At 38.3% G+C, this 13,104-nt stretch carries 24 protein-coding genes, 1 tRNA gene and 2 pseudogenes; 1 reads left to right on the top strand and 26 read right to left on the bottom strand.

The features are described 5' to 3' along the window. Nucleotides 1-2: 2 nt before the first annotated feature. The 10 genes and pseudogenes from CJF29_RS09550 to CJF29_RS09595 form a co-directional block, all read right to left on the bottom strand. Nucleotides 3-1,271 (bottom strand): PBSX family phage terminase large subunit, encoded by a 1,269-nt coding sequence (locus CJF29_RS09550; RefSeq protein ID WP_099147168.1) that lies wholly within the window; start codon nt 1,269-1,271, stop codon nt 3-5. Continuing rightward, nucleotides 1,268-1,783: a hypothetical protein gene (locus CJF29_RS09555; protein ID WP_099147167.1), complete on the bottom strand. Its 516-nt coding sequence runs from the start codon at nt 1,781-1,783 to the stop codon at nt 1,268-1,270. The genes CJF29_RS09550 and CJF29_RS09555 overlap by 4 nt, the downstream gene beginning before the upstream one ends. A 1-nt stretch (nt 1,784) precedes the next feature. Next, nucleotides 1,785-2,525, bottom strand: coding sequence for a DNA methylase (locus CJF29_RS09560; protein ID WP_099147166.1), 741 nt, complete (start codon nt 2,523-2,525; stop codon nt 1,785-1,787). Beyond that, a pseudogene (locus tag CJF29_RS09565) lies at nt 2,512-3,190 on the bottom strand (phosphoadenosine phosphosulfate reductase family protein). Before CJF29_RS09565 ends, CJF29_RS09560 begins: the two are co-directional and overlap by 14 nt. Before the next feature lie 199 nt (nt 3,191-3,389). Next, nucleotides 3,390-3,779 carry an ASCH domain-containing protein gene (locus CJF29_RS09570; protein WP_099147165.1) on the bottom strand — a complete coding sequence of 130 codons (390 nt, stop codon included), beginning with the start codon at nt 3,777-3,779 and terminating at the stop codon, nt 3,390-3,392. Nucleotides 3,780-3,810: 31 nt separating this feature from the next. Further along, nucleotides 3,811-3,883 (bottom strand) — tRNA-Val (locus CJF29_RS09575). A gap of 71 nt (nt 3,884-3,954) precedes the next feature. Next, complete coding sequence (locus CJF29_RS09580) at nt 3,955-4,161, bottom strand: DUF3873 family protein (RefSeq protein WP_099147191.1); 207 nt, start codon at nt 4,159-4,161, stop codon at nt 3,955-3,957. Between the two features lie 37 nt (nt 4,162-4,198). Continuing rightward, nucleotides 4,199-4,582, bottom strand: a complete 384-nt coding sequence (locus CJF29_RS09585; protein ID WP_099147164.1) for a hypothetical protein — start codon at nt 4,580-4,582, stop codon at nt 4,199-4,201. A 45-nt stretch (nt 4,583-4,627) separates the two neighbouring features. Next, complete coding sequence (locus CJF29_RS09590; RefSeq protein WP_176553163.1) at nt 4,628-4,804, bottom strand: hypothetical protein; 177 nt, start codon at nt 4,802-4,804, stop codon at nt 4,628-4,630. 10 nt (nt 4,805-4,814) lie between these two features. Beyond that, nucleotides 4,815-4,955 (bottom strand): hypothetical protein, encoded by a 141-nt coding sequence (locus CJF29_RS09595; RefSeq protein WP_176553162.1) that lies wholly within the window; start codon nt 4,953-4,955, stop codon nt 4,815-4,817. A 170-nt stretch (nt 4,956-5,125) separates the two neighbouring features. Here CJF29_RS09595 and CJF29_RS09600 point away from each other — a divergent pair, with 170 nt between their 5' ends. Further along, nucleotides 5,126-5,383, top strand: a complete 258-nt coding sequence (locus CJF29_RS09600) for a helix-turn-helix domain-containing protein (RefSeq protein WP_099147163.1) — start codon at nt 5,126-5,128, stop codon at nt 5,381-5,383. A 27-nt stretch (nt 5,384-5,410) separates the two neighbouring features. On the opposite strand, the gene CJF29_RS09605 is transcribed toward CJF29_RS09600, so the two are convergent. The 16 genes and pseudogenes from CJF29_RS09605 to CJF29_RS09680 form a co-directional block, all read right to left on the bottom strand. Beyond that, nucleotides 5,411-5,848: a hypothetical protein gene (locus CJF29_RS09605; RefSeq protein WP_099147162.1), complete on the bottom strand. Its 438-nt coding sequence runs from the start codon at nt 5,846-5,848 to the stop codon at nt 5,411-5,413. A 296-nt stretch (nt 5,849-6,144) separates the two neighbouring features. Further along, a pseudogene (locus CJF29_RS09610) lies at nt 6,145-6,363 on the bottom strand (recombinase); the annotation flags it as partial. Nucleotides 6,364-6,445: 82 nt separating this feature from the next. Further along, nucleotides 6,446-6,634, bottom strand: coding sequence for a hypothetical protein (locus CJF29_RS09615; RefSeq protein ID WP_074558109.1), 189 nt, complete (start codon nt 6,632-6,634; stop codon nt 6,446-6,448). A gap of 184 nt (nt 6,635-6,818) precedes the next feature. Next, on the bottom strand, nt 6,819-7,049 hold the full coding sequence (locus tag CJF29_RS09620) for a hypothetical protein (protein ID WP_176553161.1): 231 nt from the start codon (nt 7,047-7,049) through the stop codon (nt 6,819-6,821). A 74-nt stretch (nt 7,050-7,123) separates the two neighbouring features. Then, the gene (locus CJF29_RS09625) at nt 7,124-7,606 is read right to left on the bottom strand and encodes a DNA N-6-adenine-methyltransferase (RefSeq protein ID WP_029425872.1); all 483 of its coding nucleotides are present in this window, start codon (nt 7,604-7,606) and stop codon (nt 7,124-7,126) included. A gap of 97 nt (nt 7,607-7,703) precedes the next feature. Then, nucleotides 7,704-8,003, bottom strand: coding sequence for a hypothetical protein (locus tag CJF29_RS09630; RefSeq protein ID WP_074558106.1), 300 nt, complete (start codon nt 8,001-8,003; stop codon nt 7,704-7,706). Further along, nucleotides 8,000-8,206: a hypothetical protein gene (locus CJF29_RS09635; RefSeq protein ID WP_074558104.1), complete on the bottom strand. Its 207-nt coding sequence runs from the start codon at nt 8,204-8,206 to the stop codon at nt 8,000-8,002. The genes CJF29_RS09630 and CJF29_RS09635 overlap by 4 nt, the downstream gene beginning before the upstream one ends. Further along, nucleotides 8,199-8,651 (bottom strand): hypothetical protein, encoded by a 453-nt coding sequence (locus CJF29_RS09640; RefSeq protein ID WP_099147159.1) that lies wholly within the window; start codon nt 8,649-8,651, stop codon nt 8,199-8,201. The genes CJF29_RS09635 and CJF29_RS09640 overlap by 8 nt, the downstream gene beginning before the upstream one ends. Nucleotides 8,652-8,859: 208 nt before the next feature. Further along, on the bottom strand, nt 8,860-9,213 hold the full coding sequence (locus CJF29_RS09645) for a hypothetical protein (protein ID WP_099147157.1): 354 nt from the start codon (nt 9,211-9,213) through the stop codon (nt 8,860-8,862). Nucleotides 9,214-9,215: 2 nt separating this feature from the next. Then, nucleotides 9,216-9,407: a hypothetical protein gene (locus CJF29_RS09650; RefSeq protein WP_099147156.1), complete on the bottom strand. Its 192-nt coding sequence runs from the start codon at nt 9,405-9,407 to the stop codon at nt 9,216-9,218. 2 nt (nt 9,408-9,409) lie between these two features. Then, nucleotides 9,410-9,613: a hypothetical protein gene (locus CJF29_RS09655; RefSeq protein ID WP_099147155.1), complete on the bottom strand. Its 204-nt coding sequence runs from the start codon at nt 9,611-9,613 to the stop codon at nt 9,410-9,412. A 3-nt stretch (nt 9,614-9,616) separates the two neighbouring features. Next, nucleotides 9,617-9,973 (bottom strand): DUF551 domain-containing protein, encoded by a 357-nt coding sequence (locus CJF29_RS09660; protein WP_099147154.1) that lies wholly within the window; start codon nt 9,971-9,973, stop codon nt 9,617-9,619. 352 nt (nt 9,974-10,325) lie between these two features. Beyond that, nucleotides 10,326-10,628 carry a hypothetical protein gene (locus tag CJF29_RS09665; RefSeq protein WP_099147152.1) on the bottom strand — a complete coding sequence of 101 codons (303 nt, stop codon included), beginning with the start codon at nt 10,626-10,628 and terminating at the stop codon, nt 10,326-10,328. 46 nt (nt 10,629-10,674) lie between these two features. Continuing rightward, entirely contained in the window at nt 10,675-11,460 is a 786-nt protein-coding gene (locus tag CJF29_RS09670; RefSeq protein ID WP_099147190.1) for a DNA cytosine methyltransferase, read from the bottom strand. A 111-nt stretch (nt 11,461-11,571) separates the two neighbouring features. Then, nucleotides 11,572-12,291 (bottom strand): hypothetical protein, encoded by a 720-nt coding sequence (locus CJF29_RS09675; RefSeq protein ID WP_224262748.1) that lies wholly within the window; start codon nt 12,289-12,291, stop codon nt 11,572-11,574. Next, the gene (locus CJF29_RS09680; RefSeq protein ID WP_255299406.1) at nt 12,209-12,841 is read right to left on the bottom strand and encodes a hypothetical protein; all 633 of its coding nucleotides are present in this window, start codon (nt 12,839-12,841) and stop codon (nt 12,209-12,211) included. The genes CJF29_RS09675 and CJF29_RS09680 overlap by 83 nt, the downstream gene beginning before the upstream one ends. Between the last annotated feature and the right edge of the window lie 263 nt (nt 12,842-13,104).

Genomic DNA, 13,104 nt, shown 5'->3' on the forward strand with positions numbered 1-13,104 from the left:
TTTTAATGCGTGAATATTCCAGTTAAATCTTTTGGCTTCAAAACCTTACCAAGTAAGCAACCCAAAACATAGTATCTCATGGCATCCATAAGGTGATTATCCTTGTCTATTGGCTCATTGATGTAGTTGCCGTTCTTATCCTTATCCCAAACATAGGTTCTTAACTCTTTCTTGAGGTTATATGAACGGTCGGTTATATACAAATCCATAGAGAGAATTTTATCTATTCCTGCCTTGATTGATGGACCCGATTTGTCAACACCGTATATGTTCACTCCACGAAGTTTGATTTCATCAACAAGTCGAGGGTCAGCGGATTCGGCAAACACTTTTAATCCGTAGGGACGAACCTTGTCGGCAAGCGCATTAGTAAGCATTCCCGATTGATAACACAGTTCATCCACATAGAGGGCGTTATCGACAATTCCGCACCTAACGGCTGCTGAAACATCTGTTGTATATCCAAAGTCCTGTCCGATGGCGATTTTCTTAGCCCACTGCGGGAACTCTTTCACAATGCCCCATTTCTTGAACACAGCACCTTCCGCCACATCAGCCCAACGACCGATAACCACATGAGCATACTTATCGGGATTGTGCACCTTCATGTCCTCGACCTCTTTCAAGAACTCCGGAGAAAGGTTATCAAGGTTATCCAAGTAAGTAGTATGGATGTGAAGCACGTTCGGATGCGTGGAAACCTGCACCTGTACGCCATCAATCTCTACGAGCTTATGAGTTTTCTCTATGTACTTCTTGTAAATGAAGTGATTGGAGTCCGACGGGTTCATTATGATAATTACCCGGTTCTGGATTCCTTTCTTACGGATGGAAAGCATTATCTTGTCGAACTCTTCTTCATTCGTCCACTCTTCCGCTTCATCACAAACGAAGGTAGTGATACCCTGGATAGATTTCAGTTTTGCCGTCTGATTACCCGATGAAGTCTTGATACCCCGGAACATGATACGGCTCTTAGTCATTTTGTTGACTATATCCGTCTTGGTGGTCTTGAAATACTTGGTTGTTCCGTCTAATTCTATCTTCTCCATCATTTCTGGGATGATAGACATACCTGCAGAAACCATAGTATAACGAGTGTAGAGAACCTGATGCACAATCTTCTCGACTTCCGTCATTTCAAAGGTCAACCGTTCAATGAAGGTGGAAGCATTGAAAGACTTTCCTGATCCACGTCCACCAGTGATAAGGATGATGAATTTCTCCTTATCTTCGTACAAAGGGTGATATATCGCCTGGGGTTCTATCATTTCAGTTTGTCTTTAATCCAGGAATCAATACTGATACCGTGGTTTATGTCAGAAGGAATGTCATCTTCTTCATCCTGCTTGCGTTCAACCTTTCTCCAATCTTCATCGTAGTGATAAAGCCAAGTCATTTGAGCACTTATATTGGGAGCCAACTCACCCTCTACGATTTGTACTTCTTCTTCACCAGTCAGATTGCCATCTTTATCCCGTAACTTCCGAACTGTTGTGTTCTTCGTTTTCACGCCGCCAAGAGCCATCGCAAGGAACTTGGCACGCACAAGGGAGTTGATTGCACAACGCGCGCGTGAGAGGACATCACTTAATTCACTGTATGCACTTTTCTTTTCACTGAATTTTTGCGGTGACAATCCGATAGCGTGGGCAATTTCCTTATCAGTGAATCCCTTTTTTGCATACGATTCTACGAGAGAAAGAAAGTCCTCGCTTGTATAATCAAACTTAGGCTTCCTTCCTCCACGACCTTTTATATTTTGAGATTCACTATTTGGCATATCAATCTATCCTTTCTATTTGCTCATCAAAGATTTCTCCCTTGATAAACTTCATATCCGGATCATACCCGAATCTCTCACAGAAAGCTGTTTTCGCTTCATAGGTATCAAAGGAGAGCATCACATAGGCATCCATATTTTCGGCCTGCTTCTGTGCGTTCTCTTTTACCTGCTGTTTAACCTCTTTCATATGGGCTACCTTCTCAGCTCTCTCTAATTGCCTTTGGGCTTTATCGGCTTCATTCTGCTCATTGACCTCTGACATCATATCAGAAAGAGCATCGGCAATTGAGCTTTCCTCTTTGGTCTGCAATAGATAATCAACGCCAATCATATTTAAGTCGGCATCCGTTAAACCTGCATCTTTCCAATCAATATCAGGAACAATATGTGCTAGAGCATCGAAATCCCATTGACCTCCCACGTTTGGGTTATTGAGGGTAATATTTAGTTGCTTTTCCTTTTTCTCGTCCACGTCTATGAGTTCTACTCTTAACGTGTAGTCATTATCGGGGAACTTGTTTAGTTCATCAAGCACACTTACTTTCTGATGCCCGCCAACAATCGTATTCCCTGTTTGTTTGTTTACAACAATCCCTCCAACAATGCCATATAGTTTAATGGACTTCTTTAATGCTCTACGTCCTTCTTCTGAAATCTTACGTGGATTGTAAGATGCGAAGTGAATCTGTGAGCGATTTAGGACGGCAGACTGACTATTGAAATATTTATTTAGTTCCATTTTTATACTCCCATAAAATCCGTTCTGAAAACGGGAATGTTTTATATATTCTCTCCAAATCCTGTGGATAGTTGTTTTCTAACCAAAGCATACAATCAAGATTGAAACCTACTCCCGAACTGGCTTTCAATGAATACCGAACTGGTTCAGGTAAATTGTGCTGCCTCATATAAGCAAGAATATCCTTTTGTGTCCAATCAGCCAAAGGATAAACCATACCGTTATTCTCGTAACCGTTTTCCTCATACCCTTTCAACATAAGCCTACGATTCATACCATCAGCTTTTTTCATGCCCAAGAATGTATAATAAACTCCATGAGTAAGCTGCATAGCCTTTACCACATCTGCCAACTTCAAGAGCTTTACTTTCGGATTTGGCACACAATACATACCGCCACGGAGAATATAAGTAAGGTTCCAATGTGGTACTTGAACAAACTCTATCTTCGGATACTTGGCTTTAGTCCAGTTTATCCAACGGTTAATATGCTCCAAATTCTTGACAAAGTACATGAACACGCAAACAATCCGGTCAAACTTCGGATAGATAGATTAAATCAAGAAGAACAAGCGAGTCCTTTCCTAAGGACAAAAAGAGTATAGACTCATTCGATTTTACCCGAATGAGGTCTATATACCGGTTCGCTTGCTCTACTTTATTCATAGCTAACCACCTGATAATCCAAATGAAACACGGAGGTCACTGTAACGCTGTCTACGTGAACCTAACTGGGTGGCACTTGCCGTACCCCTACGATTAGCAACTAATCTACCGCCAGCACCTGCACCATTCATATTTCTGCGCGGTCCGGCTACTCTGTTTACTCTTTTTGCGACTCAGCAATAATTTTTAAATTAAACAATCAATCTATATGTTTCTCTAATACCTTACCTAATGTGTAATCCATCTGGGCTGCAAGGTATTCTTCGCCTTGATACTCGTAAACAATATCATCCCCCTTTTCGTCCGTGAGAATAACTGCTTCTGCGCTCTTTACCTCTATAATCATATACGGGCGTTTGCCCTTGTATTCGCCTGTAAGAAGTTTGATGGCATCGTACTTTATAGGTTTCAATTCGATTTCACCTTCTTCGGGTAGTTCTTCGTCAGTCTTATATTCTTTGCCGCCACATAAGTAGGTAATATACTTCTTTGCATTAGTAGGTCTAATTTCACGATATTCGTGCGTTTTTATACCTGCTAAAATCTCATCAAAAAACTTTTGCTTAATACTAAGCGTTAGAATGTTCATAATCGTGTCTTTTAAATTAATAATTAAGTAGTTGCGGGTAACGGATTCGAACCGCTGACCTTCACCAAGTCAAAGTGACGAGCTGCCCACTGCTCTAACCCGCGATAATACCCCAAAGGTACTACCACAATCAAAGATAACGAAATATTTTCAATCGCTATCCACAACATTCAACCTATTGTTGTGAACTTAGCCAATTATCACGTTTTTCTCTGCACTTTTCTAAGGTTGCCGCACAACAGGCAAATAATTCGCCACTTTCAGCACGGTAGTCATATTGGTACATTCTCACTTTCTTACCTTTCAGCTTGGTGTTATAGGTACAGTAGTTCTCTTTACCAGGGGCGCATACACTGCAGCCGTTTTTGTTTATTGAGTTCATAATCGTTATATATTGTGGTAGCCCGAAGGCTATCGGATTAAAAAATAAATATACCAATAGACTTCGCTATACTCAAAACTTCTTTCTTGGTCTTTACAGAAGAGGGAATAACTGTGCCATTTGATGATTTAGAGTACAATTTGCCTTCAGCCAACTCGTAATCGTAACCAATCACTTGTTTCTTACGAGCGAAACCGACACATCCATATCGTACGGTCCATTCAGAACCGCCACCAAATGGCATATAATTACCCTTGTCGTCTTGCCATGAGCTTTGATGCCTTCTTGCAGAAAAGAAACGTGAACCTGACTGATTGTATAGTAAAACCTCATTTGCATTATTGATTGATCGATTACTCAATTTTGAGCGTTCATCGTTTAATCTCTGTTGGGTGTCTATTGGTAATTCACTAAATTTCATAATCTTCTATATTGCGCAGGGCTTTCGCCCTGCTGGTTAATACTATTATTTAATACCGCAAAGTTTTGAAACTTTCAGCAACTCTTTATCGCTCATAAATATGAGGTCGAAGAAAACACCTTCATCAAATGCCTTGTTTTGCAGCATAGCTGCTGATTTCATTTCAACCATTATTCTGGTAATCATTTCACCTTTTACTTTATCACTCATTTTTGTTGCCATAATTGTATATTTAAGCGTTGATAACTGTTATAAACTCACATTTTGCCCAAAGAGAGAAATCATTGCTGTTCATGTACTCTTGATTCTTTGCTTCAATAGTTTTAGCTTCTTGCTCGCTTATTTCTTTGCCATTTACAAAATAACGTTTCATATTATATATCTTTTAATTGTTATTACTTCGTTTCTGATGATGCAAATGTAAATAGAATTATTTACTTTAAAAATAAAAAAGCAATAAATATGCTTACTATTAACTATTATTAGTAAATAGTTCTATTTACATATTGCTTATTAATGTAACTTTGCAGAAAAACAAACTATATGACAAGAATAAAAGAAATACTAAAAGAAAAGGGGCTGACAGTTAATCAGCTTGCAGATATGCTCGAAATAAGCAGGCAGGCATTAAGCAAACAGATACAGGGTAAAATGCTTGTCGAGACAGCACAACGTATTGCAGAGGCTTTAGATGTTCCGATGTGGCAACTCTTTGCATCACCGGTAGAAGTTCAGGAAGATAACAATACTATCACCTGTCCTCACTGTGGGAAAAAGATTAAAATAGAGAAAGGAGAATAAAAAAGCCGGAGCACTAAACTCCGGCTTTCAATTGATTAGCCCTTTGAATTTTAAACGATTTAGAATTTCGGTGTAAAGATAGCCTATATCCTCACTAAAATCATCGTAATTTTGATACAGAAACACAACATCTTCACAGTTGTTGGAAATTGTACTTTCAGATTGGATGCCAACAACCTTTGCTATTTCTCCTCTTATCCCGTAAACAGTCTTTCCACCGGCAAGAGTACTGGGTGAAAACAAGTATAGTATAATAAAGATGAACTTCTTTCTTTGGGTGACATTTTCGAGGCATGGGGGACAATCTCTTTCGTTGAGTATCTCAGCGAATATCTTATAGATTTCATAAATAAGGCTTTTATCAGATAGAATAGGCGTAGATATTGCATTCTCTTCTTCGGAAAGTTCTGATTTCTTGATTCTAATCTTTTTTAGGCGAATAATTCTATCAAAATTCAGTTCCATAACACGATTATTTTAAAAGTAAATAGTATATTTGCATCATAATCGTGTAAGATTTGGGAGAATCAATGCTTGGTCGTGCTGGCAGATTCTCCCTTTCTATTTTAAAGCCCTATTCCTTTTGAGAATGGCTTTATTTCTCTTGTCTACTTCTTTGCTCCATATTGAAGCGTTATAGATAGAAGTTGCATATAATCTCAATTCCTCACTATTAGCAAGAAAATCTACTCGTAATGCCATTTTCATTGATTCAGCATACAAGTTCTGGTCAATATAATTATCCATATTAGTTATTGATTTTACTTTTTAAAAAACATATCTCCCGAAATGGACCGGGCAGTATCGTCACCTGTTAGTCGAATATACCGGAAGAAGTTCTGTTCTGTCCGGTGTCCGGTGAGTTTCATTATCTCTAGCGTCTTCATCCGGCCAGTGAGATACATATTCGTCGCCGCTGAACGTCTAGCTGTGTGACTAGATATTAGTTCCCACTTTTCACGGGTGACTGTGGCGAGCTTCTCTTGCCGGAAGTGGTTTATGTAGTCCTTTCTCGCTGTGTGGGTTGGGACCGGTTGTGATAATTGTAATGCTTTGGTCGTATCATTTTAAAAGGTTATTATTGTCATTATCCGTATCAGGAGAAGATTCTCCTACTTTTATTTCTACCCCATCTTCACAGGCTCCGTTTTCGCAGAACGTTTTCTTCTGATGAAATTCACACCATCCGTTACCAAATGAATCTTCATTGATAAACAGCTTACATTCACTACAAACTTGCTCTTTATTCATATTTTTAGTTAATTGGAAAGTATCATGCAATCATAATACCATTTAACGGAATTCCTTTTTACTTTAATGTACAGAAAGCACTGTACGGGTATGCTTCTACTTCTCCCATTTGTGAGAAAAACGGAAAGATTATGTCTCATCCATTTTCTAGGATGTTTATTGCTCTTTTTCATCTTGTTATTAATCATTTGACATATTTATTCTCCTTGCACCATTGCAGCATATCATAGGCTGCAATACATAGATTATCACTAATTGATTCATGCTCCGGTATATCAGGGCAAATTGTATTCGGAGCATATAAAACACTCCATTTCTCTTGTATTACAAGATTAGTACTAATAATCAATTTATATTCGATTTTATTAATTTTAATGGAACGAGGTAAAGCGTTGAGTACACTTCCTAAATCCATTGTTTTTGTTATTATCATTTGTACCTCCTTGTTTTTGATTACATTGCAAATATTCGTATTATTTTTGTTTTACTCTAATTGATTCTTACATACTTGCCACTTATGTTACAAGTTTTTAGTATCTCTGCGTTTTCTTCTCCAAAAGCGATCAAAACAGCACCACAACCAGGCGAATCCCCCCGTATTCCGTCCGGCCTGAAAAAACGAATCCTTCCGCGTAGAAATTTAATTGCCGTTGCCTTCTCAAATATAATATCCTGGAACATCTTACTATCACAGCGGTTGAACAACAGCGCAATGCCATTGCCGTGTTGTGCCAGTTTACGAACAAATTGTTCAATAAGCGGACGGGAATAAGGTGGATTTAACCAGACACGACCTACCCAATCTTTAGTTAATCCGTCATGGTTTTTGTTGTACATGGTTTCTGCCGTTTGCCAAAGCGGTTTAACCGGAGCACATGGATCTAAATCAAACTTTCCTAATGCGTCTATAATTTCTTTGGGTGTATACCACTCATCAGTGGTATTAGCCGATTTTTCAAAGGTTGTATTCATATCTATTCTTGTTTTGAGGACTATTTCAATCTTTGCAATCTATCAATCTCGGCAGCAATGAGTGCACCAGCTTTTGCTTTTTCTAAATCAAATGGTTTCATGATTTTATTAGTTTTAATGATTCTTGTATTCCAACTTCCAATGCTTCTTCATAGGTGTCCCACTGACCGCCATCGTTAGGGCCCCTAGAATTATCATCTTCCTGCCACGTTCCGTTATCGGCTTTCACTATAGCATAGCCGTACCCTACGGCATTTCGGTATATTTCAATATGTAGGTTCTTGGTTTCACGTAGCCATTTTTGGACTAATGATTGCGGAGGAAATTCTATATCTGTAAACATGCCTTTCTCTTTAAGCATCTTTGCTGTCTCAAATGTTACAAATTCTTCTTTCATTTATTTTCCTCCTCCTTTAATTCTTCACAATGCAACTTATAAGCATATGCAAACATCTTCAAAGTAGCAGGCTCAAAGTGAAAATCTGCCTGTTTGCCTTCTACTACAACAGAAACGCATAAATCTCCATCACAAAAAGCAAAATATGCCACAGCATCGTCATTCCCTTTGATAAAAAAGGTTTGTGTCTGTATACTATCCATGATTCGCCTCCTTTTCTTTAAAGTATTCAATTAGCTCTTCTACGGTAGCCTTGTGGTAATTCCCTGAAATGATTGTTGCGTGCATCCAATTTATATTCCAAAAGAACATACTGCCTTTGGGTTCTGTGAAATAATGGTCATTACCCACAATATCATCATAAGAAACGCTAAGCGGTGAATCTGCTATGAACCATTGATTTTCGTTTGTATCATCCCTCAATGCGGCTATTGCCAAGAAAAGTTCTTCGTTAGTTCCGCAATGAATATACCCATTACATTCTTCGGGAGGATATGAAATATCAATCCCAAACATCTCATTATTGTCTGTTGCTAAAAAATAATCGTTTATATACCTTTCATATCCTATTTTATATCCTAAACGAATTAACTTATCTTTAAGCTCTAGTGTGTTTTTGAGTATAAATGCTGCTGTTGTAAATCCCATAGTTAGTCCTCCTTTCTGTATCTTTTAATGACAGCACTTTTGTTGAAAATAAATAGTTTTATCAAAGCTATAATTAGCTTTAATAGCTCTAATTTGCCGACAATGATGACGTTAATATCATAGAAACCATCTTGGCTCATAATATTATACCAATTTCGATATGGCTTAAGACACCTGAAAACAGTAGTCACATTTGTTATTTTCTTCATTATCTATCTTGTTTAAGTTCGTTCAATACCTTTTTCGCTATCTCATAGCGATTCAACTGCCAACTGGTATAAACATCATCTGTATGTTCATCGTAATGATTGGCATATACGTATGAATCCAATTCTTCACGAAAAGATTCTCCATCTAGCCCACTATCATCACAATCATCGTACATTCTCAATTCATGAGCTACTTCTTTACATTCTTGATGTGTGATGAAGTCGTACACTACTCCGTCATAGACATTTGTCTGACGGACATACTTTTGTCCCGGCTGTATCTTGCAGGCACAAAATTCACATATATGCTCTTTCTTGGCTGTTGGATAGGTTTCTCTTAATATTGTTAGCATAGTTATTTCTCCTTCTTTACTAATTCAACTTCTGTCGGCTCTTCATCTTCCCATTTTACTTCGGGAAATAAAGAAGAATCTAGCTTGTAGAAATCATGGGGATTGTCACTACATAATTGCCAACTTTCCGAATACTTCACGGGTTGCTTTTTATAAAGATACAAATCCCCACATCTGTCTCTTGCTACATACATAATCAATCTCCTTTCTCTTTTAATTCTTTGAGCGCAATCTCCCTAATACTTCTAACACCAAGTGCTCTATAAGTCAACGTTCCTCCATAAAACTCAATAGTATCTCCTTCAACAGTAATAATCGTTCCGCCTTTTAAAGAACCAGCCATATCATCTTTACAAGATAATAACATGGTTATCATAAGTATAATTAATATAAATCTCATTAATCAATCTCCTTTCTCCTTAATCCGTTCTAGTACATCTCTGTTGGCTTCCAATATTTCATCGAAAGACGGGATTGGCATCCACGCAAGTATTTTATTAGAACCAAACTTCCAGTCTTTTTCTCCAAGATAGAAACTTTGTTGGATTTGTATTCTCCCTTCATATTCATAAAGGACTAAAACTTCTTCCTTATAGTTCGGCAATCGTTCTTCTACACTTATCCACGGTGATTGCTTTGCATGCCATTTTGCACCAGCGATAAAATCATCCTGTGTTTCTCTATACAAAATTCCTCTGTCAGCAGGATCATATATCTCGTCAGCGTATTTTCTTGCTGCTTCTTTTAATGTCTGTTTCATAATTTGATATTTTAGTTATTTAGTTACTATTGTTCTATCACTCCTTACTACTTTCATCTTAGGTTTCTTAAATTGTTTGTCGCATGATGTATAAGGAAGCCAATATGATCTATCTTCATAATAATCTAAGTCAATAGGAACAAGATGAAATAATTCGTGATCGAAATCTACCCCTATCAGCATACATTCAATATCTACTTCCGGGTGCTTTTGATGCCAGATAATGATCTCACTATGTCGATAGGAGTAATGAATAAATTGATTGCGGGTCATGATTAGATCATTTTTCGTTTTTAAGTTCCTCTAATATTTTATTTCTCCTGATAATCCCATACGATAATGCGGAAGGGGATTACGTATCTTCATTTTCGGCAGTTTCAGCTATATTCTTCAACTCTTCAAATGACGGAATCCAGCCAGTAGGCATAATCCCTGAAGCGTTAATATATTGTATGGCAACCTCATATCTCTGTTTCGCAATTTCAATCATGCTGTTAGCTAAATTGATATTGTTCTTCTTGTTTCCTACGTAATCAGGCACCGGTTCTTCCCGTTTGATCTTTGCGTTTTTCAAAAGAATAAGAACTTGGTTTATCTCCCGCAGATTGGCTACTGTAGAGGTAAAGGCGTAATGGTATTCACTGTATTTGCTCATATCTTTCTTGTTTTATGCAAATCCTTCAAGAACTTGCAAGGTTTAATTAATTGTCCAATTCTTCTATTCTTCTAAAAATATTATATACCAGCTGGGGGCACATTGAATTTCCGTAAGCACGAAATACTTCTTCTTTTAATCGAGATTTGCCATACATTTCAAGTGATCTATCGGAAAACCCATAATCCACGCTACAAACTGGTGGTTGACCATCCCACGCAGCCCCAACCGATAAAGATGTTCCGGCAAACAGCCTGCGCTCCTTGACAATCGTCTTGCATACATCGGAGAAGAAAGATTCTCCCTCCGGTAATCGGACGCTGTCGGAGTAAGCAACCAAGTAACACCTGGCTCTTCTTTGGGGCGCACCTGCGTCTGAAGCGTACATAATCTTCCATTCTGCATTGTACCCCAATCCGGAAAGCGAATGGAGGATTTTTGCAAAATCTCTTCCGTTGTTAACTCTTGTGATATTGGCAACGTTTTCTGCAATAACCCACCGTGGACGGATTTCATCAACCGCCCGACACATGTGCCACCATAATCCGGTTCTTTCTCCTTCAAGTCCGAGTTGTCCTTTTCCTCCCATTTGCTTTGCCTTACTTGCATCTTGGCAGGGGAATCCACCTGTAAGGATGTCCACTCGGTTTCGCCAAATATTAAAGTCTGTTGTGGTAATATCTGCATAACTTGCACTTTTAAATCGTTTTTCCAAAAAGCTCCGGCAGAAATCATTTATTTCACAATGAAACAGATTTTTCCAGCCCATCCATTCGGATGCAAGTTCCGGAGCTCCAATGCCACTAAATAATGAGCCGTGAGTTTTCTTCATTATCATTCATCGTTTAATTAATATTATCCATCAAGTGGTCCGCTATCGCATACACCACCAGGTAAAATAAGATGTTCACTCCTAGGAGAAGGAGGATGTTTAGGAGTATTCTCATCTGCGGGAAGATCCTTTCAATTCGATTACATTAAACATTTCTTTCACTCGGTCGGCTATGTAGTCACCGTATATTCCTTCAAATTCAGTATCAGGATTGAGATTGGTAGTTGCAAGGGTTATAAACTCTCTTCTGACTTCATAACGAAGTTGGAGGATTACTTGTACTACACTTATTCCGGTACCGTAGTGCTTGGCGTCTAATGGTTCCCGTCCTAATTCGTCAATAGCCAAATGACACATACAATTCCTATCGGTGTACTGGGCGATGCCGCTCATCCCTTTTTCCGCATAGAGAAGAGCTATTTCGGCAGCACTTGTTAGCTTAAAGCCGATATTGTTTTTACTAAATCCATAACAGTACTGGTTTATCTTGCCATAATAGCGTTGGAGACCTTTTAGTAGAGCTGATTTACCAACACCAATAGGACCCCAAAATAATAAGCCCTTACAGGGGTCAAACAAACCTTCTTTATTCCAAACCCAATTATACAATGACGATAACAAGACCTTGTTTCTATCATCTACCACAAAGAAGGGTTCTTCCTCTTGCATTGATTCTATGAGCTTAATTTTCCAGAATCGTTCCGTTTCGGTTTCTTTCCATTTGATAGGCTCACCTTTGATATGATACCTAACCGAAGGAGATTGATTTGATTCCGGCTGATTTAGGACCACCTTTGGAATCAGTTCCCCGATTTTGTTGATTGTTTCCATGTTTCAATTTTAACCATTCTTGATAATCACGTTCAGTTCCCGTAAATACAACCCCGGTCCAATTAGATTCAATTGCTCTTTCAATCTGCCGGATAGCAAACTCTTCTTCAAATTTGGAAAGTTTATCTAGCGAAAGCTGCAAAGCGTAATTGAGTTTCTTCTTCCACTTAGGGCTTTGCCGAAGTGTTTCCCATGCCGACATAAAAGCTATTGAGGTAAAAGGAAAGATTAAAGGCTTTTCATCCCCTTCTTTCTTCTTGGAACTTTTAGGCTTTTTGGGTGGGGTACTCTCGTGCGTATGCGCGAGACTCTCTTCTTTGTTTATAGTTTTAATATCTATAATAGGTGGGATTTTCATTTCATCAGTACCATTTACCGATGATATTACCGGAGTAGTATTTTTATCATCGGTATTTTCATCAGTACGTAGTACCGAAGATATTACTGCGTCGTTTACTGATGATTGAGATTCCTTTCCCTGAGAATCATCGGAATTTTCTTCGGTATTTTCATCAGTACCATTTACCGATGATATTACTGATGTTTTCATGTCATTACTTAATATTGTCAAGAATGAGTAATAACATCCGACCCTCTTATCTCTACATGATTCGAAAGATATTAAACCTGCATCAGCAAGTATTTTGCGTGATTTTCTCAACGTTTTATCCCATATATTCAACGAAGTGCATAAAATGGAACTACGAGCCTCAAACACCTCTTTCCAGCCTTTTTCATTGCAAATAGATATTAGTTCATGATATAAGGCCTGATCTATTGCGGTGAGATAAGTATCATCCCGAACCTTTCGGA

The sequence above is a fragment of the Bacteroides celer genome, assembly GCF_002632415.2.
Taxonomy (GTDB): domain Bacteria; phylum Bacteroidota; class Bacteroidia; order Bacteroidales; family Bacteroidaceae; genus Bacteroides.

Coding starts and splice junctions, on each gene's coding strand:
- CJF29_RS09550 (WP_099147168.1), bottom strand. CDS start 1,271: ATGATAGAACCCCAGGCGATATATCACCCTTTGTACGAAGATAAGGAG.
- CJF29_RS09555 (WP_099147167.1), bottom strand. CDS start 1,783: ATGCCAAATAGTGAATCTCAAAATATAAAAGGTCGTGGAGGAAGGAAG.
- CJF29_RS09560 (WP_099147166.1), bottom strand. CDS start 2,525: ATGGAACTAAATAAATATTTCAATAGTCAGTCTGCCGTCCTAAATCGC.
- CJF29_RS09570 (WP_099147165.1), bottom strand. CDS start 3,779: ATGAACATTCTAACGCTTAGTATTAAGCAAAAGTTTTTTGATGAGATT.
- CJF29_RS09580 (WP_099147191.1), bottom strand. CDS start 4,161: ATGAACTCAATAAACAAAAACGGCTGCAGTGTATGCGCCCCTGGTAAA.
- CJF29_RS09585 (WP_099147164.1), bottom strand. CDS start 4,582: ATGAAATTTAGTGAATTACCAATAGACACCCAACAGAGATTAAACGAT.
- CJF29_RS09590 (WP_176553163.1), bottom strand. CDS start 4,804: ATGGCAACAAAAATGAGTGATAAAGTAAAAGGTGAAATGATTACCAGA.
- CJF29_RS09595 (WP_176553162.1), bottom strand. CDS start 4,955: ATGAAACGTTATTTTGTAAATGGCAAAGAAATAAGCGAGCAAGAAGCT.
- CJF29_RS09600 (WP_099147163.1), top strand. CDS start 5,126: ATGACAAGAATAAAAGAAATACTAAAAGAAAAGGGGCTGACAGTTAAT.
- CJF29_RS09605 (WP_099147162.1), bottom strand. CDS start 5,848: ATGGAACTGAATTTTGATAGAATTATTCGCCTAAAAAAGATTAGAATC.
- CJF29_RS09615 (WP_074558109.1), bottom strand. CDS start 6,634: ATGAATAAAGAGCAAGTTTGTAGTGAATGTAAGCTGTTTATCAATGAA.
- CJF29_RS09620 (WP_176553161.1), bottom strand. CDS start 7,049: ATGGATTTAGGAAGTGTACTCAACGCTTTACCTCGTTCCATTAAAATT.
- CJF29_RS09625 (WP_029425872.1), bottom strand. CDS start 7,606: ATGAATACAACCTTTGAAAAATCGGCTAATACCACTGATGAGTGGTAT.
- CJF29_RS09630 (WP_074558106.1), bottom strand. CDS start 8,003: ATGAAAGAAGAATTTGTAACATTTGAGACAGCAAAGATGCTTAAAGAG.
- CJF29_RS09635 (WP_074558104.1), bottom strand. CDS start 8,206: ATGGATAGTATACAGACACAAACCTTTTTTATCAAAGGGAATGACGAT.
- CJF29_RS09640 (WP_099147159.1), bottom strand. CDS start 8,651: ATGGGATTTACAACAGCAGCATTTATACTCAAAAACACACTAGAGCTT.
- CJF29_RS09645 (WP_099147157.1), bottom strand. CDS start 9,213: ATGCTAACAATATTAAGAGAAACCTATCCAACAGCCAAGAAAGAGCAT.
- CJF29_RS09650 (WP_099147156.1), bottom strand. CDS start 9,407: ATGTATGTAGCAAGAGACAGATGTGGGGATTTGTATCTTTATAAAAAG.
- CJF29_RS09655 (WP_099147155.1), bottom strand. CDS start 9,613: ATGAGATTTATATTAATTATACTTATGATAACCATGTTATTATCTTGT.
- CJF29_RS09660 (WP_099147154.1), bottom strand. CDS start 9,973: ATGAAACAGACATTAAAAGAAGCAGCAAGAAAATACGCTGACGAGATA.
- CJF29_RS09665 (WP_099147152.1), bottom strand. CDS start 10,628: ATGAGCAAATACAGTGAATACCATTACGCCTTTACCTCTACAGTAGCC.
- CJF29_RS09670 (WP_099147190.1), bottom strand. CDS start 11,460: ATGAAGAAAACTCACGGCTCATTATTTAGTGGCATTGGAGCTCCGGAA.
- CJF29_RS09675 (WP_224262748.1), bottom strand. CDS start 12,291: ATGGAAACAATCAACAAAATCGGGGAACTGATTCCAAAGGTGGTCCTA.
- CJF29_RS09680 (WP_255299406.1), bottom strand. CDS start 12,841: ATGAAAACATCAGTAATATCATCGGTAAATGGTACTGATGAAAATACC.